The sequence below is a fragment of the Sinomonas sp. RB5 genome, assembly GCF_054063535.1.
Genome location: NZ_JBSSGJ010000025.1, coordinates 1 through 24,773, shown reverse-complemented (window position 1 = coordinate 24,773; position 24,773 = coordinate 1). Strand labels below are relative to the sequence as shown.

General features: G+C 71.4%; 21 protein-coding genes and 1 pseudogene. 6 read left to right on the top strand and 16 right to left on the bottom strand.

Translation table 11 applies throughout. From position 1 onward, the window contains the following. Window positions 1-2 precede the first annotated feature (2 nt). A complete protein-coding gene (gene iolB, locus ACVWWH_RS19815) occupies window positions 3-908 on the top strand; it encodes a 5-deoxy-glucuronate isomerase (protein WP_457317754.1) in 906 nt (301 codons plus the stop codon). Window positions 909-1,081: 173 nt separating this feature from the next. Beyond that, the gene (locus ACVWWH_RS19810) at window positions 1,082-2,947 is read left to right on the top strand and encodes an amylosucrase (protein WP_457317770.1); all 1,866 of its coding nucleotides are present in this window, start codon (window positions 1,082-1,084) and stop codon (window positions 2,945-2,947) included. Between the two features lie 89 nt (window positions 2,948-3,036). Here the strand turns inward: ACVWWH_RS19810 and ACVWWH_RS19805 are convergent. The 10 genes and pseudogenes from ACVWWH_RS19805 to ACVWWH_RS19760 all read right to left on the bottom strand — a co-directional run. Next, a pseudogene (locus ACVWWH_RS19805) lies at window positions 3,037-3,132 on the bottom strand (2-keto-myo-inositol dehydratase); the annotation flags it as partial. Between the two features lie 20 nt (window positions 3,133-3,152). Next, the gene (locus ACVWWH_RS19800; RefSeq protein ID WP_457317753.1) at window positions 3,153-4,028 is read right to left on the bottom strand and encodes a hypothetical protein; all 876 of its coding nucleotides are present in this window, start codon (window positions 4,026-4,028) and stop codon (window positions 3,153-3,155) included. A gap of 138 nt (window positions 4,029-4,166) precedes the next feature. Then, window positions 4,167-5,075, bottom strand: coding sequence for a sugar phosphate isomerase/epimerase family protein (locus tag ACVWWH_RS19795; protein ID WP_457317752.1), 909 nt, complete (start codon window positions 5,073-5,075; stop codon window positions 4,167-4,169). After that, window positions 5,072-6,109, bottom strand: a complete 1,038-nt coding sequence (locus ACVWWH_RS19790; protein ID WP_066496390.1) for a Gfo/Idh/MocA family protein — start codon at window positions 6,107-6,109, stop codon at window positions 5,072-5,074. Before ACVWWH_RS19790 ends, ACVWWH_RS19795 begins: the two co-directional genes overlap by 4 nt. Before the next feature lie 18 nt (window positions 6,110-6,127). Further along, window positions 6,128-7,036: a sugar phosphate isomerase/epimerase family protein gene (locus ACVWWH_RS19785; RefSeq protein ID WP_457317751.1), complete on the bottom strand. Its 909-nt coding sequence runs from the start codon at window positions 7,034-7,036 to the stop codon at window positions 6,128-6,130. A gap of 23 nt (window positions 7,037-7,059) precedes the next feature. Beyond that, on the bottom strand, window positions 7,060-8,559 hold the full coding sequence (locus ACVWWH_RS19780; RefSeq protein ID WP_457317750.1) for a CoA-acylating methylmalonate-semialdehyde dehydrogenase: 1,500 nt from the start codon (window positions 8,557-8,559) through the stop codon (window positions 7,060-7,062). 39 nt (window positions 8,560-8,598) lie between these two features. Further along, complete coding sequence (gene iolD / locus ACVWWH_RS19775; RefSeq protein ID WP_457317769.1) at window positions 8,599-10,551, bottom strand: 3D-(3,5/4)-trihydroxycyclohexane-1,2-dione acylhydrolase (decyclizing); 1,953 nt, start codon at window positions 10,549-10,551, stop codon at window positions 8,599-8,601. A 14-nt stretch (window positions 10,552-10,565) separates the two neighbouring features. Continuing rightward, on the bottom strand, window positions 10,566-11,492 hold the full coding sequence (locus ACVWWH_RS19770) for a Cgl0159 family (beta/alpha)8-fold protein (protein ID WP_457317768.1): 927 nt from the start codon (window positions 11,490-11,492) through the stop codon (window positions 10,566-10,568). Window positions 11,493-11,530: 38 nt separating this feature from the next. Beyond that, window positions 11,531-12,520: a 5-dehydro-2-deoxygluconokinase gene (gene iolC, locus ACVWWH_RS19765; RefSeq protein WP_066496382.1), complete on the bottom strand. Its 990-nt coding sequence runs from the start codon at window positions 12,518-12,520 to the stop codon at window positions 11,531-11,533. A gap of 139 nt (window positions 12,521-12,659) precedes the next feature. Beyond that, the gene (locus ACVWWH_RS19760) at window positions 12,660-13,064 is read right to left on the bottom strand and encodes a tautomerase family protein (protein WP_457317749.1); all 405 of its coding nucleotides are present in this window, start codon (window positions 13,062-13,064) and stop codon (window positions 12,660-12,662) included. 191 nt (window positions 13,065-13,255) lie between these two features. Here ACVWWH_RS19760 and ACVWWH_RS19755 point away from each other — a divergent pair, with 191 nt between their 5' ends. From ACVWWH_RS19755 to ACVWWH_RS19745, 3 genes are all read left to right on the top strand, one after another. Then, window positions 13,256-14,545 carry an MFS transporter gene (locus tag ACVWWH_RS19755; protein ID WP_457317748.1) on the top strand — a complete coding sequence of 430 codons (1,290 nt, stop codon included), beginning with the start codon at window positions 13,256-13,258 and terminating at the stop codon, window positions 14,543-14,545. Between the two features lie 88 nt (window positions 14,546-14,633). Further along, window positions 14,634-15,389 carry a flavodoxin family protein gene (locus ACVWWH_RS19750; protein WP_457317747.1) on the top strand — a complete coding sequence of 252 codons (756 nt, stop codon included), beginning with the start codon at window positions 14,634-14,636 and terminating at the stop codon, window positions 15,387-15,389. A gap of 33 nt (window positions 15,390-15,422) precedes the next feature. Further along, window positions 15,423-16,376 carry a DMT family transporter gene (locus ACVWWH_RS19745; RefSeq protein WP_457317746.1) on the top strand — a complete coding sequence of 318 codons (954 nt, stop codon included), beginning with the start codon at window positions 15,423-15,425 and terminating at the stop codon, window positions 16,374-16,376. 18 nt (window positions 16,377-16,394) lie between these two features. On the opposite strand, the gene purU is transcribed toward ACVWWH_RS19745, so the two are convergent. From purU to glyA, 6 genes are read right to left on the bottom strand one after another with little or no spacing between them, the layout of a single operon-like run. Beyond that, a complete protein-coding gene (gene purU, locus ACVWWH_RS19740) occupies window positions 16,395-17,291 on the bottom strand; it encodes a formyltetrahydrofolate deformylase (protein WP_457317745.1) in 897 nt (298 codons plus the stop codon). Window positions 17,292-17,294: 3 nt separating this feature from the next. Then, on the bottom strand, window positions 17,295-17,969 hold the full coding sequence (locus tag ACVWWH_RS19735) for a sarcosine oxidase subunit gamma (protein ID WP_457317744.1): 675 nt from the start codon (window positions 17,967-17,969) through the stop codon (window positions 17,295-17,297). Continuing rightward, entirely contained in the window at window positions 17,962-20,931 is a 2,970-nt protein-coding gene (locus ACVWWH_RS19730; protein WP_457317743.1) for an FAD-dependent oxidoreductase, read from the bottom strand. The genes ACVWWH_RS19735 and ACVWWH_RS19730 overlap by 8 nt, the downstream gene beginning before the upstream one ends. After that, complete coding sequence (locus ACVWWH_RS19725) at window positions 20,928-21,236, bottom strand: sarcosine oxidase subunit delta (protein ID WP_457317742.1); 309 nt, start codon at window positions 21,234-21,236, stop codon at window positions 20,928-20,930. Before ACVWWH_RS19725 ends, ACVWWH_RS19730 begins: the two co-directional genes overlap by 4 nt. Window positions 21,237-21,270: 34 nt before the next feature. After that, on the bottom strand, window positions 21,271-22,488 hold the full coding sequence (locus ACVWWH_RS19720) for a sarcosine oxidase subunit beta family protein (protein ID WP_066496360.1): 1,218 nt from the start codon (window positions 22,486-22,488) through the stop codon (window positions 21,271-21,273). Then, window positions 22,488-23,807 (bottom strand): serine hydroxymethyltransferase, encoded by a 1,320-nt coding sequence (gene glyA, locus ACVWWH_RS19715; RefSeq protein ID WP_457317741.1) that lies wholly within the window; start codon window positions 23,805-23,807, stop codon window positions 22,488-22,490. The genes ACVWWH_RS19720 and glyA overlap by 1 nt, the downstream gene beginning before the upstream one ends. Before the next feature lie 121 nt (window positions 23,808-23,928). On the opposite strand from glyA, the gene ACVWWH_RS19710 reads away from it, so the two are divergent. Continuing rightward, window positions 23,929-24,591, top strand: a complete 663-nt coding sequence (locus ACVWWH_RS19710; RefSeq protein WP_066496351.1) for a GntR family transcriptional regulator — start codon at window positions 23,929-23,931, stop codon at window positions 24,589-24,591. Window positions 24,592-24,773: the final 182 nt, after the last annotated feature.

The following is a 24,773-nucleotide window of genomic DNA, read 5'->3' as shown; positions in this document are numbered from 1 at the left end:
GCATGGCAGAGTGGGTCTACCCCCTCGGCAGCGCCGCGGACGGCGCGTGGCAGGTCTCGCTGGGCGAGGCGGACGGCTCCCCGGACGTCCCCGGCTGGGCGCACACCGGCATCAAGGTCGCTGAGCTGGCCGGCGGCGCCTCGGTCTCCCTGCCGGCGGCCGGCGTCGAACGGATCGTCGTCCCGCTCTCGGGCGCCTTCGAGGTGACGGTCGACGGCGAGCCCCACCTCCTCCGCGGCCGCGCCTCGGTCTTCGCGGGCCCGAGCGACGTGCTCTACACGGGGATCGGGAAGGCCGTCACCATCACGACGGCCGACGGCGGCAGGGTCGCCGTCGCGCTCGCCCCCGCCAAGGCGGACTACCCCACCCGGCTGATCCGCGCCGAGGAGACCCCGGTGGAGCTGCGCGGCGCGGGGAACTGCTCGCGCCAGGTGCACAACTTCGGCACCCCGGCGGCCCTCGAGGCGGACCGGTTCATCGTCTGCGAGGTCATCACCCCCGCCGGCAACTGGTCCTCCTACCCTCCGCACAAGCACGATGAGGAGAAGGACGGCGAGACCTCGCTCGAGGAGATCTACTACTTCGAGACGCGCCTCGCACCCGGCTCCCCCACCGCCGGCCACGATGGCGCCGGCGAGGACCCAGTGGGATACGCCCGCGTGTACGCCTCGGACGAGCGCCCCATCGACGTCCAGGCCGAGGTGCGCACAGGCGACGTCGTCCTCGTCCCCTACGGCTGGCACGGACCGGCGATGGCGGCGCCCGGGTACGACCTGTACTACCTCAACGTGATGGCAGGCCCGGGCCGCGTCCGCGACTGGCTCATCAGCGACGACCCGCACCACGGCTGGGTGCGCTCGACCTGGGAGGGCCAGCAGGTGGACCCGCGTCTGCCGTTCACCGCGTAGGCCGCCGGCCGCTGAAGCCCCGGCCGCCCCGCACCGGCGCGAGAGTCTGGCGCCCCGGCCGAACGCGCACGTAGGGTGGCTCACACGCGGCTGGTTCAGCCGGACACCGTCGAAGGAGACCTGCCGTGGGGATTTTCGCGAGCGCTGAAGAGTCCTCCCAGGACCACGTCCTGATGGCGCTCCGGGACGACCCGGCACTGGACCGGTCAGCGCCGTCGTGGGCCGACTTCGAGCGCCGGCTCGACGAGCACCTGCCGACGCTCGCCGTCCTGTTCCGCTCGCTCTACGGAGGGCGCGAGGACTGCGCCGAACAGCTCGCGCTGCTCGTGCGGGAGTCGGCCCAGGCCTGGCAGGACCGCCCGGCAGACCTCAAGGCGCTCGACGCCGCGCGGGAGGCCGAGCCGGCCTGGTTCCAGTCCCGGAGGATGCTCGGCGGGGTCTGCTACGTCGACCGGTACGCCGAGGACCTCGAGGGCGTCCGGGCCCGGATCCCCTACTTCACGGAGCTCGGCCTGACCTACCTGCACCTCATGCCGCTGTTCCAGGCCCCCGAGCCGAACTCGGACGGGGGCTACGCCGTCTCGAGCTACCGCGAGGTCAAGCCGGCGCTGGGCACGATGGAGCAGCTGCGCGGGCTGGCCGCCCAGCTGCGCGCGCACGGCATCAGCCTCGTGGTCGACTTCATCTTCAACCACACCTCGGACGAGCACGAGTGGGCCCGGCAGGCGGCGGCCGGCAGCCCGGAGTTCGAGGACTACTACTGGATCTTCCCCGACCGGACCATGCCGGACGCGTTCGAGCGGAACGTCCGGGAGATCTTCCCGGACGACCACCCCGGCTCGTTCATCCAGCTGCCCGACGGCCGCTGGGTGTGGACCACGTTCCACACCTTCCAGTGGGACCTGAACTACTCCAACCCCGCCGTCTTCCGCGCCATGGCCCGCGAGATGCTCTTCTTGGCCAACCAGGGCATCGAAATCCTGCGCATGGACGCCGTCGCCTTCATCTGGAAGCAGCTCGGCACATCCTGCGAGAACCTCCCCGAGGCGCACACCCTGCTGAGGGCGTTCAACGCCGTGTGCCGGATCGCGGCCCCGTCCCTGCTATTCAAGTCGGAGGCGATCGTCCACCCCGACGACGTCGTCAAGTACATTGACCCCACGGAATGCCAGATCTCCTACAACCCGCTCCAGATGGCCCTCCTCTGGGATGCCCTCGCGACGCGGGACGTCTCGCTCCTGGCCCAGGCGCTGCACCGGCGGCACAATCTGCCCGAGGGGACAGCGTGGGTGAACTACGTGCGCAGCCACGACGACATCGGCTGGACGTTCGCCGACGAGGACGCGGCCGAGCTGGGCATCAGCGGCTTCGACCACCGCCGGTTCCTCAACGCCTTCTACGTCAACCGCTTCCCGGGCAGCTTCGCGCGGGGCGTGCCCTTCCAGGACAACCCCAAGACCGGCGACTGCAGGATCTCGGGCACGACAGCGTCGCTGTGCGGCCTCGAGGACGGCTCGGCGGAGGCGGTCCGCCGGGTCCTCCTTGCCCATTCGGTGCCGTTCAGCACGGGCGGCATCCCGCTCATCTTCCTGGGCGACGAGGTCGGCCAGCTCAACGACTACGGCTACGCCGACGAGCCCGGCCACGGGGCAGACAGCCGCTGGGTCCACCGGCCCCACTACCCCGCCGAGGCGTACGGGCAGCGGCACGATCCGTCCACCCCCGCCGGCGCCATCTTCGCGGGGCTCGAGCACATGCGCCGGATCAGGGCCGACACCCCGGAGTTCGAGGGCACGCGGCTGATCGACTTCGGCACCGACAATCCGTCGGTCCTCGGCTACCAGCGCCCCGGCGAGGGCACCGCCGTCCTCGCCCTGGCGAACTTCAGCGACCGGGCCCAGTGCGTGTCCGCCCGCACGTTGTCCGGCTTCGAGCCCGAGGGCACCGACCTTGCCACCGGCGCCGCCGTCCACCTCGCCGCGGGCCTGACGATCCCGCCTCAGGAGTACTTCTGGCTCCGGGTCCGCCCGCTCGGCTGATCACGACGGGCGACGGCGGGCGCCCGGCTCGCCTGGGCCAGGCACCAGCCGTCGTGCGTCGCCCGAGCAGCCGACCGTCAGCGCGCCGCACGGGCCGCGTACTCCTGCATCGTGCGGGACGGGTCCGTGGGGAGGTAGCCGTACGGGCCGAGCTCGATCCAGCGGTAGCCGGTCTCGGCGACCTCGGCGACCTCGGCGAGGAAGGCTACGAGGCAGACGGGCTCGCGCTCGACGAGGTGCCCGACGACATGCCCGAGGTCTCCGAGCTGCTCGGCGAGCTCGAGGAGCTCGGGCTGCTGGACTCGGTGGTGCCGGACGTCGACGACGACGAACTGGTCATGCCCGAAGTCGGGCTCGCGGTGGAGGACCCGGTGGCCTTGTGCAGCACGTCGTTCACGAGGCCCTCGAGCTCATGCTGGTCGGTGTCGCCGAGGTTGCCGCCGCTCTTGGTGGCGACGACGAGCAGCCTGCCCTGGGCGCCGGAAACCTGCATGAGCATGTCCGAGCTGTTGTCGCCGCGGGTGCTGACCGTGCCGAAGGTCTCGGCGGCATCCGTCGTGGCCTGGAGCTGCTTGCTCGCGACCGTGACCTTCTGGCCCAGCGCGGACACCGTGAACTTGGCGCAGGTGCCCATCTTGCCCTCGATGTCCTTCAGGACCTTCTGCGCGTCGGGGCCCTGCGAACCGGACTGGGCCGAGACCGTCCGCGGCTTCTGGCTGTCGGAGATGGCCACCGCAACGGAGCCGCTGTCCACGCTGTTGACCAGGCCGGCCGTCGCAATCGACTTGCAGTCGCTGGGATCCACGGTCGCGGTGCTGAGCAGCACCTTCCCGAGGTCCTTGCCCGTGGTGACCTGGTCCTTCGAGTAGGGCTTGAGGTCGTTCCCGTCCGAGTCCTTCAGCCCGGAGACCAGGGCCTGAAGGTCCGAGTCGCTGTAGACCTTCGCGCTCGGGCTCGCCGAGGGGCTCGCGCTCCCGCTTGGGCTGGCGGACGTGCCGCCCCCGCCCGAGCAGGCAGCCAGCGCCAGCGCTGCCACTCCCGCGAATCCCGCGCCCAGGGCCTTCTTCGTCATGCCGTTCATGGTCATCCTCCGCTCGTTCCGTTCCCCTGGCAGCGCCGTTACCCGATACCGAGCCTCCCCCAAACCACGGCGGTGACTGCAGAAGGGCCAGGCCCGGGACGGTGCCCGGGCCTGGCCCTTCTGCTCGTTGGGAGTGCCCTACGCGTGCGCGCGGGCCGGCTCCCCGGCACGCGCCGCGCGGGCACGCCCGGAACGCTCGGCCATCTGGGCGAGCTGGTAGCGGGAGACCTCGGCTGCGTTCTCGTTCTCGGCGAAGACGCTCGAGACCATGACGGTGTCCTCGCGGTCCAGGAAGCCGATCTCGGCCAGGCCGCCGAAGAACTCGTCCCAGTTGACGTCGCCGTCGCCGATCCTGAGGTGCTGGTGCACGCGCACGTCGTTGCCCGGCGGGTTCGTGATGTACCGCAGGCCGTGGGAGGCGTGGTGGTCCATGGTGTCGGAGACGTGCACTACCCGGATCCGCTCTCCCGCGGCGCGCATGATCTGCAGCGGCTCGTCCTTCATGTGGAAGGTGTGCGAGGCGACGTAGACCATGCCGACGTTCGGGGAGTTGAGGCCCCGGATCACACGCAGCGCGGCCAGGCCCTCCTCGACGAAGTCGTCCGGGTGCGGATCGATCGCCACGTGGACGCCCTCGCGCTCGAAGACCGGCAGGAGCTCCTCCATGGACTTGTAGAAGCAGGCCTCGGACTCCTCCGGCTTCTCGGGGCGCCCGGAGAACTCGGTGTTCATCTGGGTGCAGCCGAGGTCCGCCGTGATCCGGATGGCGCGCTTCCAGTACCGCACGGCGGCCTCGCGCAGCGTCTCGTCCGGCCCGGACCAGCGCAGGACCGGCAGGACGGAGGCCACCTGCACGCCGGCGTCTGCGCAGGCCTTGCGGAACTCGCGCACGAGTTCGTCGTCGGCCTTCGGATGCGTGAAGAAGGGGATGAAGTCCCGGTGGGGCGTCATCTGGAGGTACTCGTACCCGAGCTCGGCCGCAAGGGCCGGGAACTCGAGCAGCGAGTGCGTCGCGTGGAACGGCGTGGGGTCGAGGGCGAGCTTCACTGCGCGGCCCTCGGCGCGCCGCCCGCGTACAGCGCCGGCTTCTCGTTGAGGACGACGGCGACCCGCTCGCCGCTCTTCTGCGCCTCGACTCCCGCCTCGCAGCAGGCAGCGGTCGCGTAGCCGTCCCACGCCGACGGGCCGCCGATCTCGCCGCGGAGCGCCGCGTCGACCCAGGACTGGACCTCGACGTCATAGGCCGTGCCGAAGCGCTCGATGAAGCTCGGCGTGACCTGCCCGCCCCACCGGCCGGCGCGGCGGACGTACGGTCCGGCGTCGGCGCCGATGTCCACGATGCCGTCCTCGAAGGCGGCCTGCGTGGCCACCTCGTAGCCGAACTGGGCGTTGACGAAGATCTCGACGTCGACCAGGACGCCGGAGGCGGTGTCGATCAGGACGTGCTGCGGGTCGTGCTGGCCCGAGGGCGCCTTCGACGTGGCCTTGCCCAGGCGCACCTGCACCGAGGTGATCTCCTCGCCGGTGAGGTACCGGATCACGTCGAACTCGTGCACCACGGAGTCGTTGATGAGCATCTCGTTGGTGAAGCCCGGAGGGGTGTCGGGGTTGCGGTGCCTGCAGTGGAGCATGAGCAGTTCGCCGAGCTCCCCCGAGCGGACCATGCCGCCGAGTGCCGCGTACTCGGCGTCGAAGCGGCGCATGAAGCCGACCTGGATGCGCTGGCGGCCCAGCTTCTGCTCGGCCTCGACGATCTTCCAGGCGGACGCGGCGTCCGGGGTCAGCGGCTTCTCGCACAGGATGGGGATGTCCCGCTCGAGCGCCTCGAGGAGGGCGGCCTCGTGGAGGAAGCCGGGGGTGGCAATGAGGACGGCGTTGACGTCGCCGGACTCGTAGGCCTCGGCGGCGGTGGCATAGGCCTTCGCCCCCGGGATCTCCGCGATCGCGGCCTGGGCCCGATCAAGGTCGATATCGACCACCGCGGCCACCTCGGCGCCGTGGATGCGCGTGTGGAGGCGGTGGATGTGGTCCGCGCCCATGCGGCCGGCGCCGATGACGGCGACGCGCAGGTTCTCAGCCATGGGATGTGCCTTTCTCATTCAGACTCGCGTGCGGGAACCGCACGAGAGGAGGTAGTTGCGGGTGCGCTTGGCGATCGGGAGCGGGACGTCGAACGCCACCGGGTACATGTCCTGCTCGACGATGCCGAAGATGGGGCGGTCGAGCGCCTCGACCGCCTCGATGACCTCGCGCAGGTCGGGCAGCCCCGACGGCGGCTCGGCCATGACGCCGGCGGTGTTGGCCGCCGCCCAGGTCATGTTCTCGGCGCGGACCCTTGCGAGGACGCCCGGGTCGATCTGCTTCAGGTGGAGGTAGCCGATGCGCTCGGGGTACTTGCGGATGAGGTCCACGCTGCTCGCGCCGCCGTACTCCGCGTGGCCCGTGTCCAGGCACAGGGAGAGCAGCCCGGGATCGGTGTTCTCGAGCAGCCTCTCGATGTCCGCCTGCCCCTGGACGTGGGAGTCCGCGTGGGAGTGGAACTGCTGCCTGAGGCCGAACTGCTCGGACAGGCGGCGCCCCAGCTCGTCGTGGCCCGTGAACAGGGAGTCCCACTGCTCGGGGGTGAGGACCTCGTTCTCGACCGCCTCGCCCGTGACGTCGTCGCGCCACATGGCCGGGATGACGACGATGTGCTCGCCGCCCATCGCCGCGGTGAGCTCGGCGACCTGACGGGCCGGCGCCCAGGCCTCCTCCCACTGGTCGCGTCCCCGGTGGAAGGCCGTGAACACCGTGCCGGCCGACACCTGGAGGTTGCGGGCCTTGAGCTCGTCCGCGAGGCGGGACGGATCGGTGGGGAGGTAGCCGTAGGGGCCCAGTTCGATCCAGCGGTAGCCGGCCTCGGCCACCTCGTCCAGGAAGCGCTCCCAGGGGGTCTGCTTTGGGTCGTCGGCGAACCAGACGCCCCAGGAATCCGGCGCGGTGCCGATGATGAGCGTGTTCTCAGTCATGTCTCTGCTCCGTGCGGGTGGGTCTAGTTGGAGGGGAAGTTGTAGGTGGCGCCGGAGGCGTGGGTGGGTTCGGGCCAGCGCTGGGTGATGACTTTGGCGCGGGTGTAGAAGGCGACGCCTTCTTCGCCGTAGATGTGCTTGTCGCCGAAGAGGGAGTTCTTCCAGCCGCCGAAGGAGTGGTAGGCGACCGGGACGGGGATGGGGACGTTGACCCCGATCATGCCCACGTGCACGCCGCGGTGGAACTTGCGGGCGTTGGAGCCGGAGGAGGTGAAGATCGCGGTGCCGTTGCCGTAGGGGTTGGCGTTGATCAGCTCGATGGCCTCCTCGACCGTCTCGACCCGGACCACGGACAGGACCGGGCCGAAGATCTCCTCGGTGTAGGCGTCCATGTCGGTGCCGACCTGGTCGATCACCGTGGGGCCGAACCAGTTCCCGCCCTCCTTGCCGGGGACGGTGAACTCCCGCCCGTCCACGACCAGGGCGGCGCCGGCGTCGGCCGCGGCGGTGACGATGGAGGCCATCCGGTCCCTGGAGGCGGCGGTGATGATCGGGCCCATCTCCGCGTCCGGCTCGGTGCCCTCGGCGACCTGGACGGCCTGGGCGCGGTCGGCGACCTTGCCCACGAGGGCGTCGGCGGCCTCGCCGACGGCGACGGCGACGGAGATGGCCATGCAGCGTTCCCCGGCGGAGCCGAACGCGGCGGCGGCGAGGTGGTCGGCGGCGTTGTCCATGTCCGCGTCGGGGAGGATGATCGCGTGGTTCTTCGCCCCGCCCAGGGCCTGGACGCGCTTGCCGTGCGCGGTCGCGGTCTCGTGGACGTACTTCGCGATCGGGGTCGAGCCGACGAAGGAGATCGCGTCGACGTCGGGGTGGGTCAGGAGCCCGTCGACGGTCTCCTTCCCGCCGTGCAGGACCTGGAAGACCCCGTCCGGCAGGCCGGCCTCGGTCCACAGCCGCGCCAGCAGCAGGGAGGCGGAGGGGTCCCGCTCGCTCGGCTTGAGGATGAAGGCGTTGCCGGTGGCGATCGCGACCGGGGCCATCCACAGCGGGACCATGACGGGGAAGTTGAACGGGGTGATGCCCGCGACGACGCCGACGGGCTGGCGGTAGGAGAAGACGTCGATGCCGGTGGAGGCCTGGTCGGAGTAGGCGCCCTTGAGCAGCTGCGGGATGCCGCAGGCGAACTCGATGACCTCCAGGCCGCGGCCGATCTCGCCCTTGGCGTCGGAGATCACCTTCCCGTGCTCGGCCGTGACCAGGGCCGCGAGGTCCTCCACGTGGGCGGCGACCAGCTCGCGGAACCTGAACAGGACCGCGGTCCGCCGGGACAGGGAGACCTCCCCCCAGGACTCGGCGGCCTTGCGGGCGTTCGCGACGGCGGCCTCCAGGTCGGCCGCGTCCGCCAGGCGCAGCTCGCCCGTCTGCTCGCCGGTGGCCGGGTTGAACACCGGCTGCGTCCGCTCGCCGACGCCGTTGGTCTCCTCGCCGTTGAGGAAGTGCGGAATGGTCTTGACAGTCATGACGGTGTACTCCTGATGTGACGTGAGCGGATGCCGGGGTCAGCCGATGAGGGGCCGCTGGCGGGACTTGTGGTCGACGTAGGTGGCGAAGGCCGCCTTGGTGGACTCGAGCTCGGAGGCGCCGGAGACGGGCACGTCCCACCAGGACTCGGAGCTGGGGGCGTCCACCAGCGGATCGGACTCGATGTGGATCACGATCGGGCCGCTGCCCTCGGGGGCCGCCTTGGCCTTGCCGATCGCGGCCTCGAGGTCGGCGATCGCGTTGGGCCCCGGCTCGATCCGGTACACGGTGACGCCGAGGCTCTCGGCGTTCGTGGCGAGGTCGATCGGGAGCTTCTCGCCGTCGTCGAACGTGTGGTGCTCGTGGTCCAGCGTGCGGTACTTGGTGCCGAAGCGCTGCGAACCGAGCTGCTCGGACAGCGCGCCGATGGAGGCGTAGCCGTGGTTCTGGATGAGCACGGTGATGAGCTTGATGCCCTCCGCTACGGCGGTGACGAGCTCGGTGTGCATCATGAGGTAGGAGCCGTCGCCGACCATGACGACGACGTCCCGGTTCTCCTCCCCGCCGTCCGCACTGGGGCGTGCCGCGGCGTCGAGGGCAGCGCGCTTGACGCCGAGGCCGCCGGGGATCTCGTAGCCCATGCAGGAGTACGCGTACTCGACGTGGTAGCCGAACGGGTCGCGGATGCGCCACATCTTGTGCAGGTCGCCCGGGAGGGAGCCCGCGGCGCAGATCACGACGTCGCGCGGGTCCATCGCGCGGTTGACCGCGCCGATGATCGCGTTCTGGGACACCAGGGGCTGGTGGTCCTCGGCGAACGCGGCGTCCACCGTGTCGTCCCAGCGGGCCTTCTCGTCGGCGACCACGCGCTCGAGCTCGCCTCCGACGCGGTAGCCGCCGAGCGCCGTCGTGAGCGCGGCGAGCGCCTTGCGGGCGTCGGCGACGATCGGCAGCGAGGTGCCGTGCTTGTAGGCGTCGATCGGGGCGACGTTGATGTTCACGAACGTCACGCCGGGGGCCTGGAACGCGGTGCGGGAGGCGGTGGTGAAGTCCTCGTAGCGGGTGCCGATGCCGATGACGAGGTCGGCGTCCCGCACGAGGGCATTGGCCGCCGTCGTGCCGGTGGAGCCGACCGCGCCGAGGGCCTGCGGGTGGTCCCACGCGAGGGAGCCGACGCCGGCCTGGGTCCACCCGACCGGGATGCCGGTGGCCTCGGCGAACGCGCGCAGCTGCTCGGTGGCGAACGCGTACAGCACGCCGCCGCCGGCGATGATGACCGGGCGCTCGGCGGCGCGGATGCGGCGGGCGGCCTCGGCGACGTCCTCCGCCTCGGGCTCGGGGCGTCGGATGCGCCACTCGCGCTCGGCGAGGAACTCCTCGGGGACGTCGAAGACCTCTGCCTGGACGTCCTGCGGCAGGGCGATGGTCACGGCGCCGGTCTCGGCCGGATCGGTGAGCACACGCAGGCCGTGCAGGAGGGCCGAGAAGAGCTGCTCGGGCCGGTTCACGCGGTCGAAGTACCTCGAGAGCGGCCGGAACGCGTCGTTGACGGTGATGTCGTAGCCGTGCGGCTGCTCGAGCTGCTGCAGGACCGGGTCCGCGGCGCGGGTCGCGAACGTGTCCGAGGGCAGGAGCAGGGCCGGCAGGCGGTTCGCCGTGGCGAGGGCCGCGCCGGTGAGCAGATTCGACGAGCCCGGGCCGATCGAGGTCGAGACCGCGAAGGTCTGGCGGCGGCGGGTGTGGCGGGCGTAGCCGACGGCCTGGTGGGCCTGGGCCTGCTCGTTGCGGCCTTGGTAGTACGGCATCAGGGCCGGGTCGGCGACCTGCCACTGCTTGAGGGCCTGTCCCACGCCGGCCACGTTGCCGTGCCCGAAGATGCCGAACATGCCGGGGATGAGCCGGCCGCGGTAGGCCCCGCCGCCCGGGCCGCCGACGGAGTCGACCGTGTACTGGCGGCCGAGGAACTCGACGACCGCCTGGGCGACGGTCATCCTGCGGGTGGTGCTCACTGGGAAGCCTCCTTCGGCTTGATCTCGTCGGTGTGCAGCAGCGAGGCCGCGGCTGCGACGGCTCCGGCCACGTCGCCATCGGCCGGGTACAGCAGGGTCCGGCCCACGGTCAGGCCCTGGACGCCGGGGAGGGCCAGCGCCGCGCCCCAGGAGGCGAAGACCTCGTCCTGGTGCCCGGTCGGGTCGCCGCCGAGGAGGACAGTGGGCATGGTGGTCGCGGCCATGACGCGCTCCATCTCCGCCACGACGGGCAGCTTCATCCACGTGTAGGCGCTCGTGGAACCGAGGCCCTCCGCGATGGCGACCGACTTGATGACGGACTCCGGGGAGAGGTCGTTGACGACCTTTCCATCCACCCAGCCCGAGAGGAAGGGCTCGACCATCGCGATGAGGCCGTGGGCGGCCAGCGCGTCGATCGCCTTCGCCGTGTTCTCGAGGATGGAGGCCGTGGCCGGGTCGCCGAGCGCGATGCGGGTCAGCATCTTGCCGCCGTCCGCGCCGAGGGCCTCGAGGGCCTCGGCGGTGTGGCCGGTGAAGCGGTCGTCAAGCTCGTTGACGAACCCTGCCAGGCCGCCGCGGTTCATCGACCCGAAGAGGAGCTTGCCCTCGAGCGCGCCCAGGAGCAGGAGGTCGTCCATGATGTCCGGGCTGGCCAGCACGCCGTCCACGGCCGGGTTGGCCAGGGCGATCTGGAGCCGGTCGAGCAGCTCCCGCCGGTCCGCCATCGCCTCGCGGCGGCCCTGCGCGGCGAGGGCCCCGCGGGCCGGGTGGTCCGCCGCGACGATGAAGTTCTGCTTGCCGAGCACGGGCCCGGGGTGGCGGCGGCGCGCCTTGGCGGCGCGGGCGATCGCCTGGGGATCCTCGAGCCGGATCTTGGTCAGGTGCTCGTAGCGGCGGGGATCGTCGTCGTGCGCGTCCCGCAGCGTTGCCGCTCCGGCGGCGTTCGTCTCGGTCGCGGCGCTCACCGGGCCACCGCCTCGGGGACGAGCCGGCCGCGTTCGGCCAGCAGCGAGGTGACCTCGGCCGGCGTCGGCATCGCGTCGGCGCACGAGAGCCGTGAGGCGACGATCGCGCCGGCGGCGTTGGCGTAGTCGAGGACCTGGGCCAGCGGCCAGCCGGCCAGCAGGCCGTGGCAGAACGCCCCGCCGAACGAGTCGCCGGCGCCGAGGCCGTTGAGCGTCTCGACGGGGACGGGGGCGGAGACCACGCGCTCGGAACGCGTCTTGGCCATGACGCCCTCGGGGCCGAGCTTGACCACGGCGATCTCGACGCCCGCGGCGATGAGGCGGTCCGCCTGCTCGTCCGGGGTGCCGTGGCCCACGGCGACCGCGCACTCCTCCTCGTTGCCGATCGCGACCGTCACGTGCGGCAGGACCCTGGCGACCTGCTCGCGGGCGGCGTCCTCGGAATCCCAGAACATGGGGCGGTAGTCGAGGTCGAGGACGGTGAACTGGCCCTCGGCGAGCCCGGTGCGGGGGCGGGCCTCGTGGGCGGCGATGTGCGCGGAGCGGCTGGGCTCCTGGCACAGGCCCGTCACGGTGGACCAGAAGATCCTCGCGTCCCTGATCGCCTCGAGGTCGAGTTCCTCGGCCCGGATCTGCAGGTCCGGGGCCGTGGGGAAGCGGCCGTAGAAGTAGAGCGGGAACTCGTGCGTGGCCGGCATGATCGCGCAGAACGTCGCCGGGGTCTGCAGGCCGGCGACAGGGGTCACGAACCGGTCGTCCACGCCGAACTTCGCCAGCTCGCGGTGGAGGTACTCGCCGAACGGGTCATCGCCGGTGCGGGTCACCACGGCGGTGGCGCGGCCGTGGCGCGCGGCGGCGACGGCGACGTTCGACGGCGAGCCGCCCAAGTACTTTCCGAAGCTCGTCACGTCCGCCAGGCCGACGCCGATGTCATTGGGGTAGATGTCGACGCTGATGCGTCCCATCGTGAGAACGTCGTAGGTCACTTCGCGGTGCCTTTCCTCATGCGCCCGGGTGCCGGGCCGGCTTCGCTGCCTGTGGCGTCGGCCACAGGTCCACTCTGCTACAGATTTAATGTCCTGTCAAAAGTTTGTACTGACAACTTGCCATACACAGGACGGGGTATCACCGGGCCGGGACCGCCAGCTCTCCGGTGACATACTGCGCGCGGCCGAACCCGAAGGACCAGTCGCCGGCGGTGTTCTCGACGTAGCCGATGAACACGTCCTCCCCGGCGACGCCGGCGTCGCCGAGGTTGCGGGCCACGGCCGCGAAGAGCGCCTCCTTGGCCTCCTGGCTCCGGCCGCCCTGCGTGAAGATCTGGACCATGACCACGCCGCTGGAGCGCTCGAAGCCCAGGCCCGCGTCCTGCGCCACGATCTGGCCGGGAGCATGCTCGGTGACGATGTGGAAGTAGTCGCGCTCGGGGATGCGGTACTCGGCGAGGATGGCCTCGTGGATGGCCCGGCTGATGCGTGCGAGCTGTTCGGGGGTGCGGCCTGCGGCGACGTCGATGCGGACGAGAGGCATGAACGGGTCCCTTTCGGTGATACTTTGTCCTGACAAACAGACCGTACTCCTCCCCGGCCACGCAGGCAATACTTTGTCCTGACAAACTTCTCAGGGTCAGTATTTGTCCGGTCATGGCGTCACGCTCCGCTCCCGCCGGCGCGCGGCGTGAGAAGGTGAAGGAGCTCCCTCCCCTGCCGAAAGGACCACCCGTGACCCGCCGGATCAGCCGCACCGCGGCGCTGGCACTGATCGCCGTCGGCCTCATGTCCCTCAATTCCCGGGCCCCCGTGGTCGCCCTCGGCCCCGTGCTGGGCGACATCCAGCGCGACACGGGCCTGAGCTCCGCGGTCGTCGGCCTCCTCGCCTCGATCCCCGTGCTGTGCTTCGGGCTCGTGACCCCGGCCGCGGCGTGGCTCATGGGCAGGATCGGCATCAACCACGCGGTCCTGTACTTCTTCGGCGGCCTGGCCGCGGGCGTCGCCATCCGCTCGTTCGGGGGCGCGCCCGGGGCGCTGCTCGGCACCGTGGTGATCGGCATGGCGATGACGATCGTCAACGTGGCCACGCCGCTGCTCGTGGGGCGCGACTTCCCCCTCCGCGCGGCGCTCATGACCGGGGTCACGACCGCGGCCGTGAACGTCGGCACCACCCTCGCGTCCGCGCTCACCGCTCCCCTCGCCGCGGCGATCGGCTGGCAGGGCTCGCTCGTCTCGTGGCTCGGCCTCACGGCCATCGCGGCGGGCGCCTGGTTCTTCGTCTTCCCGCCGGGCAAGGACGGCCCCCGCTGGTCCGACGCCGACTTCCCCGGCCGGCTCGCCAAGGAGGCCCTGCGGCGCCGGGCGGAGCTCAAGGCGGCGCAGGCACAGCCCGGAACCGAGACCGGCCCGCTTCCCCTCGCCCCGGCCCCCGGTATCAGCCCCGCCAACCGGCGCATGATGTGGCTGTTCACCGTGACCTTCGCCCTGCACAATGTGGGCTACTACGCGATGACCCTGTGGCTGCCCAGCTACCTGGTCCAGACCCAGGGGATGACCCCGTCCGGCGCCGGCCTCGGCGCAAGCCTCCTGCAGGTGTTCGCCATCGCGGGCCCCCTGCTGGTCCCGGCCCTGGCCCACCTGTTCGGGTGGGGACCGATGCGCCTGTTCGCCCTCGTGGCGGCGTGCTGGGTCGTGCTCCCCGCCGGGCTGCTCGTGGCGCCCGGCCTGTGGGTCCTGTGGGCGGTGCTGGGCGGAATCGCCCAGGGCGGCACGTTCACCGTCGTGTTCACCGTGGTCATCAACCGGGCCCGCTCGCTCGACGAGAACCGCCGGATGACGGCGCTCATCCAGTCCGTCGGCTACGCGGTCGCCTCGACCGGCCCCATCATCATGGGCGGCCTCCACGAGGCGGCGGGCAACTGGCAGGCGCCGCTCGCGCTCGTCCTCGGCGCGCTCGTGGTCATGGCCGCCTCGGGCTTCCTCGCGATCCGCACCCGCGGCGGCTCGCCGCGGCGGGCCTGAGCCGCGGGCGACGCCGCCCCTCCCCTCCCGCGGTTCCCCCGCCTAGCATCGTGGCTGGGGAGGGACCCTGCGCGGAAGGAGTCGGCCCATGCTGCCGGAATCAGTCCAGGCGTTCATCGACGCCGAGATCGCGGCGAGCACCGCCGACTTCTCGGACCTGCGCGCCGTGTACGTCAACGGCACGCTCAAGCGCAGCCCGGAACAGAGCCACACGGGCGGCCTCATCGCCGTGAGCCGGCATGTCCTCGAGGGCGTGGGGGCGCGCGTGGACGAGATCCGGGCGGTGGACCACGACATCCCGCCGGGCGTCTATCCGGACATGCGCGAGCACGGGTGGGAGGCGGACGCGTTCCCGGACCTGTACCGCTCGCTCATCGAGCCGGCGGACATCGTGGTCCTCGCGACCCCCACCTGGCTGGGCGACCAGTCCTCCGTGACCCGGAAGGTGGTCGAGCGGCTGTACGGGTACTCGGGCGAGGCCAATGAGCGCGGCCAGTGGGCGTATTACGGGAAGGTCGGCGGCGTGATCGTGACCGGCAATGAGGACGGCGGCAAGCACTGTGCCGCGCAGCTGCTGTACGCCCTCAGCCACATCGGCTTCACCATCCCGCCCCAGGCGGACGCGTACTGGAACGGCGAGGCCGGGCCGGGGCCGTCCTACCTCGACGACAACCGTGGCGCGCACAACCACTGGACCACGCGGAACGCGGTCTTCGCGGCATGGAACATGCTGCACACCGCCCGGCGGCTCAAGGACGCCGGCGGCATCCCCGCGCATGGCAATGTCGTCGCGAACTGGGACCTGGCCAACCCGGACCACCCGAACCCCGAGTACCGCCGATAGCCGGGAACGCCGCCCGGGGCGCACACTGGGGGCGTGAGCGCTGCAGCCGGCCGGGGCGTGGACGTGCGTACTGTCCTCGTGTTCATCGCTGCCGTGGTGGTCACCGGCGGCAACGCCGTCGCCATCCGCTACAGCAACCGGGAGCTGGACCCGCTGTTCGGGGCAGCGGTCCGGTTCGCCGTGGCCGGCCTGGTCTTCGCCGCCATCGCGGCGGCCGGGCGGAAGGCGTGGCCGCGAGGGCGGGCGCTCGTGGGGGCGCTGCTGTACGGCCTGCTCAACTTCGGCCTCGCCTACGGCTTCATCTACGAGGCCCTGCGCGAGGTGCACGCGGGCCTCGCGCAGATTGTGCTCGCCTCGGTGCCGCTCGCCACGCTGCTGATCGCGGCCGGGGCCGGGGTCGAGAGGTTCAGCTGGCGCCGGTTCGCGGGCACCCTCGTGGCCGTCGCGGGCATCGCCGTGGTCAGCGGGGCGGGCACGACGGCGTTCTCCGCCTCCTCGCTCCTGGGCATCGCGGGCATGGTCGCAGCCGCGGTCTCCATCGGCGCGGGGGCCGTGGTGGTCAAGGTATTCCCCCCGGTCCCCGGTGCGCCGCTCAACGCCGTGGGGATGGCGGTGGGCGCTGCCGCCCTGGCCGTGGTCTCGCCCCTGGCCGGCGAGCGCTGGGCCGTGCCCGTGCGCGCGGCGACGTTCGCCGCGTTCGGCTTCCTCGTCGTCTCGACCCTCATCCTCTTCGCCGCGTTCCTGTACGTCCTGCGGCGCTGGAGCGCCTCGGCGACCTCCTACCAGTTCCTGTTCGTGCCCATCCCCGCGGTCATCGTCTCCTCGCTGCTCGACTCCGAGCCGCTCACGCCGGCCCTCCTCGTCGGCGGCCTGCTCGTGCTCGTGGGCAGCTATCTGGGCCTGCGGGCCCGCCGCAGGCCCGGACGCACGGCAGAAGGCCACCTCCCGGGGGACGCCGTCGCCAGGACGGACGCCCCCGGGAGGTGACCTTCCCGGGCGCCGCGGCTACCGCAGCACCACCGTCCGGCTGCCGCTGAGGATCACGCGCCCCTCGCAGTGCCAGCGCACCGCGTTGGACAGCGCCTTGCACTCGGCATCGCGGCCCACCGCCACGAGGTCCTCGGGGGCGTGCGTGTGGTCCACGTCGATGACCTGCTGGGCGATGATCGGCCCCTCGTCGAGCTCGGCGTTGACGTAGTGGGCGGTGGCGCCCACGGTCTTGACCCCGCGCTCCCAGGCCTGGTGGTAGGGCTTCGCGCCCTTGAACGAGGGCAGGAACGAGTGGTGGATGTTGATCACCCGTCCCGCCATCTTCGTGGCGAGCTGGTCGGAGAGCACCTGCATGTAGCGGGCGAGCACCACGAGCTCCACCGCGTACGCGTCCACGAGCGCCAGGAGCTTGGCCTCGGCCTCGGGCTTGGTCTCCTTGGTGACCGGGATGTGGTGGTACGGGATGCCGTGCCACTCCACCAGCCCGCGGTGGTCCTCGTGGTTGGAGACCACGCCCACGATCTCGATCGGCAGCTCGCCCACCCGCGCCCGGAAGAGCAGGTCGTTGAGGCAGTGGCCGAACTTGGAGACCATGAGCAGCACGCGCGTCCGCTCGCCCTCCGGGCGCAGCTTCCACTCCATCCCGAACCGCTCCGCGACCGGGGCGAACTCCACGCGGAGGCGATCGCCGTCGTCGTCCGCGTCCGCGTCCGCGCCGGCGGCGCCGTGTGCGGAGGCGGGGGCCTCGAAGTGGACCCGCATGAAGAAGTGGCCGCCGCGGCGGTCCCCGAACTGCTTGATGTCAACGATGTCGCACCCGCGCTCGGCGAGGAACCCGGAGACCGCGTACACGATCCCGGGTCCCTCGGCGCAGTCGAGCGTCAGGACGTACTCGCGCGCCTGGCCGGCCATCGGCTACCGCACCTCCGGCGCCGCGAACTCGCGCATCGCGTCGATGAGCCAGCGGCCCACATGGTCGGCGAAGGACGCGCGCGGCAGGACGCGGTACGTCTCCTCCCCCGTCTTCCACACGAGGACCGGCACGTGGTCCAGGACCGTCGCGATGGCCGTTCCGGCGGCGAAGTGCCGAGGGTGCAGGTCGAACGAGACGCCCTTCTCCAGCACCGCGCGGGCGCTCGGACCGGTGAGCTCGAACGTGGTCCGGTTGGCGGAGAGGTCGACGACGGCGCCCGGGGTGCGCGTGCCGGCCTCGCCGAGCGCTGCGCCGACCCGGGCGGCCTCGGCGGGTCCGCGGTCCTCGCCCGCGGAGGTCGGGGTCTCGTCCGCCACCGCGAGGAACTCGTCCGGCCCGATCCACAGGATGGTGTAGCCGCCGCCGGCGGTGGTCCTCCCGTGCCCGGTGGGCAGGGTGGCGCCGAGCGCGGCCTCGAGCGCTGCGGCCCCCTCGGACCCGGGCACCGCGCGCAGGCCCAGCTGGGCCAGGAACGGGACCTCGCGGACCGAGACGCCCCGGTCACCGGCGACGGCCGCCGCGGCGAACGCGCCGGCGAGGTGGGCCGCGGGGCTGCGGCGCAGGGTCGGCGCACCGGAGCTGGTCGCGGGCGCAGTCACTTCAATCGTCTCAGCCATCACGGCGCTTCCCTTCGGGGTCAAAGAGGACGGTTTCACCGACCAGGACGTCAACGAGCCGGTCCCCGGCGACGGCGGTGAGCGTCTCGCCGATGCGGTTGCGGCCGTTCTTGATGAGTGCCAGGGCGAAGGAGCGCCCCAGCGCCGCCGAGTGGTAGCTCGACGTGACGTGGCCCTGCATGGGCACGGGCCCGTAGGCGGGGTTGAGGGAGATCCCCTGCTCGACCAGCTGGGTCCCCTCCGGCAGGCGGAAGGCGGGATCGACGGGCAGGAGGGACACGAGGTGCTTGCGGTCCGTGCGCGCCGTGTCGAGGCGCGAGTACGAGCGCCTGCCCACGAAGTCCTTGACCTTAGAGACGATCCACTCCATGCCGGCGTCCTGCGGGGTGACCGTGCCGTCCGTGTCCTGGCCGACGATCGGGTAGCCCTTCTCGGCGCGCAGCACGTGCATGGTCTCGGTGCCGTACGGGGTGATGTCGAACTCGGCGCCGGCCTCGGCCACGTCCTCCCACACCTGCAGCCCGTACCAGGCGGCGACGTTGATCTCGTAGGCGAGCTCGCCGGAGAACGAGATGCGGCACACGCGGGCGGGGATGCCGGAGGCGAGGACGGTGTCGCGCCAGGCCATGAAGCCGAACGCGTCGTTGTCGACGTCGAGCTCCGGGGCGACCTTGGCGATCACTGCGCGGGACTTCGGGCCGACCACGGCGACTGTGGTCCACTGCTCCGTCACGGAGGTGAAGTTCACGTCGAGCTCGGGCCACTCCGTCTGGTGCCACTCCTCGAGCCAGTCGAGGACCTTGGCGGCCCCGCCGGTGGTGGTGGTCATGAAGTAGCGGTCCTGGTCGAGGCGCAGGGTCACGCCGTCGTCGAAGATCATGCCGTCGGGACCGCACATGACGCCGTAGCGGCCCAGGCCGGGGGCGAGCTTCTTGAACGCGTTCGTGTAGATGCGGTTGAGGAACTCGCCCGAGTCGGCGCCCCAGATCTCGATCTTGCCCAGGGTGGTGGCGTCCATGAAGCCCACGGACTCGCGCACCGCGGCGCACTCGCGCAGCACCGCCTCGTCCATGGTCTCCTCGCCCTGCGGGAAGTACCACGGGCGCAGCCACTGGCCGACGAACTCGAACTTCGCGCCGTGCTCCACGTGCCACGGGTGGATCGACGTGATCCGCTCGGGGTCGAACAGGTCCCCGCGCTTGCGGCCGGCCATCGCGGCGAACGCGACGGGGGCATAGGGGGCGCGGAACGTCGTCGTGCCGATCTGGCCGATGCCGGGCGCGTCGCCGTCGCCCTTCAGCGCCGCCGCGATCACGCCGATCGCGTTCACGCCGGACGTCTTGCCCTGGTCGTTGGCGGTGGAGATCGACGTGTAGCGCTTGACGTGCTCGACCGAGCGCATGCCGGCGCCGGTCGCGCGGAGCACGTCGTGGACGGTCTGGTCGCGCTGGAAGTCGACGAAGTGGGTGTTCCAGTCCGCCGGCTCGCCGGTCTCGCCCGGCACGAGCCAGAGCTGGCGGGTCGGGGCCGAGGCCACGGCCGGGTGGGAGGACACCGCGGTGGCGTGCTGGCCGGCCTCGGTGATGAAGCCCGCGTTGAAGGCCGCGACGGCGCCGGCGTGGGCGCCCTCGGACACGACGTCCGCCGTGGCGTAGGAGCCGCGGGCCGAGCCCACGACCTGCTGCGCCTCGACCGTGCCGGCGGGGACGAACCCCGCGAGGTCCTCGTCCCAGCGCAGCTTGCCCTGCCGCTGGCTGAACAGGTGCACCACGGGGCTCCAGCCGCCCGAGACGGCCAGGAGGTCCGCCTCGATCCGCTCGGCCTCGCCGGTCAGCTCGGCTGTTCCGTCGCCAGCGGCGCTGAGCCCGCGGACGACGACGGCGCCCAGCCGCGTGCCGGTGCCCGCCTCGGTGCCGCTCACCGCGGAGCCGGAGATGACGCGGATGCCGGCGGCCTCGGCCGCGAGCGCCGCCTCGGTCTTCTCGGCCCGGGCGTCGACGACGGCCCCGACGGGCACGCCGGCCGCGGCCAGGTCGAGGGCCGTGGCGTAGGCCGAGTCGTTGGTGGTGAAGACGACCGCGGCGGAGCCGGGGCGCACGCCGTAACGGTTGAGGTAGGTCCGCGCGGCCGAGGCGAGCATGATGCCCGGGCGGTCGTTGTCGGCGAACACGATCGGGCGCTCGTGGGCGCCGGTCGCGAGGACCACCTGGGCGGCGCGGATGTGCCAGAGCCGCTGGCGCGAGACGCCCTGGGCGTCCAGCTCGCGCGCACGCTCGGTGCCGAGGTGGTCGGTGCGCGACTCGAGGGCCACGATGTAGTTCGAGTCGTAGGAGCCGAACGCGTTCGTGCGCGTCAGGACCGTGACCTCGTCCCCCGCGGCGAGCTCGGCGGCGGCCGCCGCGACCCACTCGGGCGCGGGCACGCCGTCGACCGTCTCCGCGGGGGCGGAGAGCAGCGACCCGCCCAGCTCCGGCTGGTCGTCGATGAGGATCACGCGGGCGCCGGTCCTGGCCGCCTCGCGCGCCGCGGCGAGACCGGAGGGGCCGCCGCCGACCACGAGGACGTCGGTGTGGACGTGCTTCTTGTCGTACAGCGCCTCGTCCTTGCGCGGATCGAGCTGCCCAAGGCCCGCGAGGTACTGGGCGGCCAGGCCGTCGGTGAGCTCGACGATGGGAGCGGGGAGCATCGACTCGTCGACGCCGCCGGCGCCGCGCTGGAGGACCTTGAGCAGGGCGTTGGGCTCCTCGACGCCGGCGGCGAGGATGCCGCGCGGGCGTCCCAGGTACATGGACGGGGCGGTCTCGATGACGCCGTGGGCGAGCAGGGCCGAGGCGACGGTGTCGCCGGCGAAGCCCGTGTACTCGGTCCCGTCCACGGTGAACCGCAGGGCCTTCTCGCGGTCGATCCGCGCGCCCTGCGCCTTCTCGGCCGGGAGACGGTGGCTCTGGGATGCGGGGCTCACTTCTGGCCTCCATTCGTGGATGCTGCAGCTGCGCCGGTCGCCGCCGGTGCGGCGCCCGTGTAGATGCTCTTGAACTCGTAGGTGACGGTGTCGCGGACGGCGTTGAACCACTTGCGGCAGCCGCCGGTGTGGACCCAGCGCTCGGCGAAGGCGCCCTTGGGGTTCTCCCGGTAGAAGAGGTACCGGGACCACTCGGCGTCGGTGAGCTCAGCGGGATTCTCGGGGTAGGCGATGTGGGCCTGGCCGCCGTAGTGGAACTCGGTCTCGTCCCGCGGCCCGCAGTTCGGGCAGGTGATGAGCAGCATGCTCGTGCTCCTTTCGGGGCTGTGTTTGTCTCGCTCAGTGAGCGACGGCTGCGGCGCCGTGCTCGTCGATGAGGGCGCCGGTCTCGAAGCGCTCGAGGGCGAAGGGCAGGTTGAGGGCGTGCGGCTCGCCGGTGGCGATCGTGTGGGCCATGGTCCAGCCGGCACCGGGGGTTCCCTTGAAGCCGCCGGTGCCCCAGCCGCAGTTGACGTACATGTTCTCGACCGGAGCCTTGCCCACGATCGGGGACGCGTCGAGGGTGACGTCCACGATGCCGCCCCAGGTGCGCAGCAGGTGGGCGCGGGCGAAGATCGGGAACAGCTCGACGGCCGCGGCCATCTGCTCCTCGATGACGTGGAACGCGCCGCGCTGGCCGTAGCCGTTGTACGAGTCGATGCCGGCGCCCATGACGAGCTCGCCCTTGTGCGCCTGGGAGACGTACACGTGGACGTGGTTGGACATGACCACCGTGGGGTGGACCTTCTCGTGGAGCTCGGAGACGAGCGCCTGGAGCGGGTGGGACTGGATCGGCAGGTCGAAGCCGGCGAGCTTGGCGAGGACGCTCGAGTGGCCGGCGGCGCAGAGCGCCACCTTGCCGGTGTTGATGGTGCCGCGGTTCGTCTTCACGCCCACCACGCGGTTGCCGTCCTTGACGAAGCCGGTCACCTCGCAGTTCTGGATGATGTCGACGCCGAGCTCGTCCGCCTTGCGGGCGAACGCCCATGCCACGTGGTCGTGCTTGGCGATGCCCGCGCGCGGCTGGTACGTCGCGCCGAGGACGGGGTAGCGGATGTCCTCGCTGGTGTTGATGATCGGGCAGAGTTCCTTGACCTGGTCGGCGTCGAGCCACTCGGCGTCCACGCCGTTGAGCTTGTTGGCCCCGACGCGGCGGACCGACTCGCGCACGTCCTGGAGCGTGTGCGCGAGGTTCATGACGCCGCGCTGGCTGAACAGGAAGTCGTACTCGAGCTCGTCGGGAAGGGCCTCCCACAGCTTCAGGGAGTGCTCGTAGATCGCCGCGGACTCGTCCCACAGGTAGTTCGAGCGGATGATCGTCGTGTTCCGGGCCATGTTGCCGCCGGCGAGCCAGCCGCGCTCGAGGACGGCGATGTTGGTCATGCCGTGGTGGGCCGCGAGGTAGTACGCCGTGGCGAGGCCGTGGCCGCCGCCGCCGACGATCACGGCGTCGTAGGAGGGCTTCGGGTCCGGGTTGCGCCAGAGGAAGTCCGGGTGTTCGGGCAGGAGGTCCGCCATCACTGGGCTCCGTTCTCGGTGGAGGCCCCGGACTCGGCCGGGGTCAGGTTCGGGTAGAGGGGGTGCTTGTCGGCGAGGACCGCCACGCGGGAGCGCAGCGAGGCCGCGAGCTCGTCGTCGAACTCGGGAGCCAGGGCTGCCGCGATGATGTCGGCGACCTCGGTGAACTCGGCGGCGCCGAACCCGCGGGTCGCCAGCGCCGGGGTGCCGATCCGCAGCCCGGAGGAGACCATCGGGGGGCGCGGGTCGAACGGGACGGCGTTGCGGTTCACGGTGATGCCGATCCGGTGGAGACGGTCCTCACCCTGCTGGCCGTCCAGCTCGGAGTTCCGCAGGTCCACGAGGACCAGGTGGACGTCGGTGCCACCGTTGACGACGCCGATCCCCGCCTTCGCGAGGTCCGGCTGGGTGAGCCGGTCGGCGAGGATGCGGGCGCCCTCGAGGGTGCGGCGCTGCCGGTCGGCGAACTCCTCGGTCGCGGCGAACTTGAAGGCCACGGCCTTGCCGGCGATCACGTGCTCGAGGGGGCCGCCCTGCTGGCCCGGGAACACGGCCGAGTTGACCTTCTTGGCGATCGCGGGATCGTTGGTGAGGATGATCCCGCCACGCGGGCCGCCCAGGGTCTTGTGCGTCGTCGTGGTGGTGACGTGGGAATGCGGGACCGGGTTCGGGTGCAGGCCGGTGGCCACGAGGCCGGCGAAGTGGCTCATGTCCACGAGAAGGAACGCACCTACCTTGTCCGCGATGCGGCGGAACTCGGCGAAGTCCAGCTGGCGGCTGTAGGCGGACCAGCCCGCGATCATGAGCTGGGGCCGGTGCTCCTCGGCGAGGCGCTCGACCTCGGCCATGTCGATCCGGTGGTCCTTCTCGGACACCTGGTACGGGACCACCTTGTAGAGCTTGCCGGAGAAGTTGATCTTCATCCCGTGCGTGAGGTGGCCGCCGTGGGCGAGGTCGAGGCCCATGATCGTGTCGCCCGGGGTGATGAGCGCGTGCATGGCGGCGGCGTTGGCCTGGGCGCCCGAGTGGGGCTGGACGTTGGCGAACTCGGCGCCGAACAGGGCCTTGGCCCGGTCGATCGCGAGCTGCTCGATGACGTCCACGTGCTCGCAGCCGCCGTAGTAGCGCTTGCCCGGGTACCCCTCGGCGTACTTGTTCGTCAGCACGGAGCCCTGGGCCTCCATGACAGCCGTGGGCGCGAAGTTCTCGCTCGCGATCATCTCGAGCGTTCCCTGCTGCCGGCGGAGCTCGGCGGCGATGGCCTCGGCCACCTCGGGGTCGGCCTGGGTCAGTGGGAGATCGAGAAGGTTCTCCATCATGCCTCCTTCGGTCTGACATCGACGTTGATATCTGACTAATAATCAACTGATATATTAGTTCTGCGATCGATAGTATGGTTGAGATCACACGGAGTCAAGCAGTCCCGGAAGGAGGCGGAAGGTGACGGTCACAGCACTGGAGGATGCGGCGTCGGCGGTCTCGCTGGCGGAGCAGGCGTACCTGACACTCCGCGACCGGCTGATCATGCTCGAGATCAAGCCGGGCGCGCCCATCAACGACACGGCGCTCGCCGCGGAGCTCGGCGTGGGGCGCACCCCCGTGCGCGAGGCGCTCAAGCGGCTCGAGGTGGACCGCCTCGTGGTCTCCTACCCGCGCCGCGGCACGTTCGCGACCGCCGTGGACATCACCGAGCTGGCCGACGTCTCGGAGATCCGCGAGCAGCTCGAGCCGCTCGCGGCCCGGCGGGCGGCCCGGGACGCCTCAGCGGCGATGAGGACCCGGCTGCGGGAGACCGCGGACGCCATCGAGGCCCTGCGCGAGCCGATCGACCAGCGCGAGCTCATGCGCTACGACATCACGGTGCACCGGCTCATCTACGCCGCCGCCGGCAACCCGCACCTCACGGATGCCCTCATCCGCTACGACAACCTCGCGACCCGCATCTGGTGCCTGGTCCTGGACAAGGTCCCTTCGGTGGCCGGGCACATCCACGAGCACGCCGAGCTGCTGCGCGCGATCGCCGACGGCGACGTCGAGGCCGCAAGCCGCCTGGCACTCGAGCACGTCACGAGCTTCGAGGCGACGATCCGCACCGTCCTCTGACCCCGCCCCTCCCCCGCCCTCCCCGTTTCGGGTACGCATCTCGTGGCCCTTTTCGGGTTCCGGGTACGCATCTCGCGGCCCATTTCGGGTGTGATGTCTCAGGAGTCCGTGGACACTTCCTGTCTCAGGTGAGTGTGGACGGATCGTGTCTCACGTGAGTGTAGACAGTTCGGCTGTGGCGG

Coding starts and splice junctions, on each gene's coding strand:
- iolB (WP_457317754.1), top strand. CDS start 3: ATGGCAGAGTGGGTCTACCCCCTCGGCAGCGCCGCGGACGGCGCGTGG.
- ACVWWH_RS19725 (WP_457317742.1), bottom strand. CDS start 21,236: ATGCTGCTCATCACCTGCCCGAACTGCGGGCCGCGGGACGAGACCGAG.
- ACVWWH_RS19750 (WP_457317747.1), top strand. CDS start 14,634: ATGCTGCCGGAATCAGTCCAGGCGTTCATCGACGCCGAGATCGCGGCG.
- ACVWWH_RS19800 (WP_457317753.1), bottom strand. CDS start 4,028: ATGAACGGCATGACGAAGAAGGCCCTGGGCGCGGGATTCGCGGGAGTG.
- ACVWWH_RS19760 (WP_457317749.1), bottom strand. CDS start 13,064: ATGCCTCTCGTCCGCATCGACGTCGCCGCAGGCCGCACCCCCGAACAG.
- ACVWWH_RS19780 (WP_457317750.1), bottom strand. CDS start 8,559: ATGACTGTCAAGACCATTCCGCACTTCCTCAACGGCGAGGAGACCAAC.
- glyA (WP_457317741.1), bottom strand. CDS start 23,807: ATGATGGAGAACCTTCTCGATCTCCCACTGACCCAGGCCGACCCCGAG.
- ACVWWH_RS19790 (WP_066496390.1), bottom strand. CDS start 6,109: ATGGCTGAGAACCTGCGCGTCGCCGTCATCGGCGCCGGCCGCATGGGC.
- ACVWWH_RS19735 (WP_457317744.1), bottom strand. CDS start 17,969: ATGGCTGAGACGATTGAAGTGACTGCGCCCGCGACCAGCTCCGGTGCG.
- ACVWWH_RS19785 (WP_457317751.1), bottom strand. CDS start 7,036: ATGACTGAGAACACGCTCATCATCGGCACCGCGCCGGATTCCTGGGGC.
- ACVWWH_RS19720 (WP_066496360.1), bottom strand. CDS start 22,488: ATGGCGGACCTCCTGCCCGAACACCCGGACTTCCTCTGGCGCAACCCG.
- purU (WP_457317745.1), bottom strand. CDS start 17,291: ATGGCCGGCCAGGCGCGCGAGTACGTCCTGACGCTCGACTGCGCCGAG.
- iolD (WP_457317769.1), bottom strand. CDS start 10,551: ATGACCGTCGCCCAGGCGGTCGTCGAGTTCCTCGGCCGCCAGTACACG.
- ACVWWH_RS19810 (WP_457317770.1), top strand. CDS start 1,082: ATGGCGCTCCGGGACGACCCGGCACTGGACCGGTCAGCGCCGTCGTGG.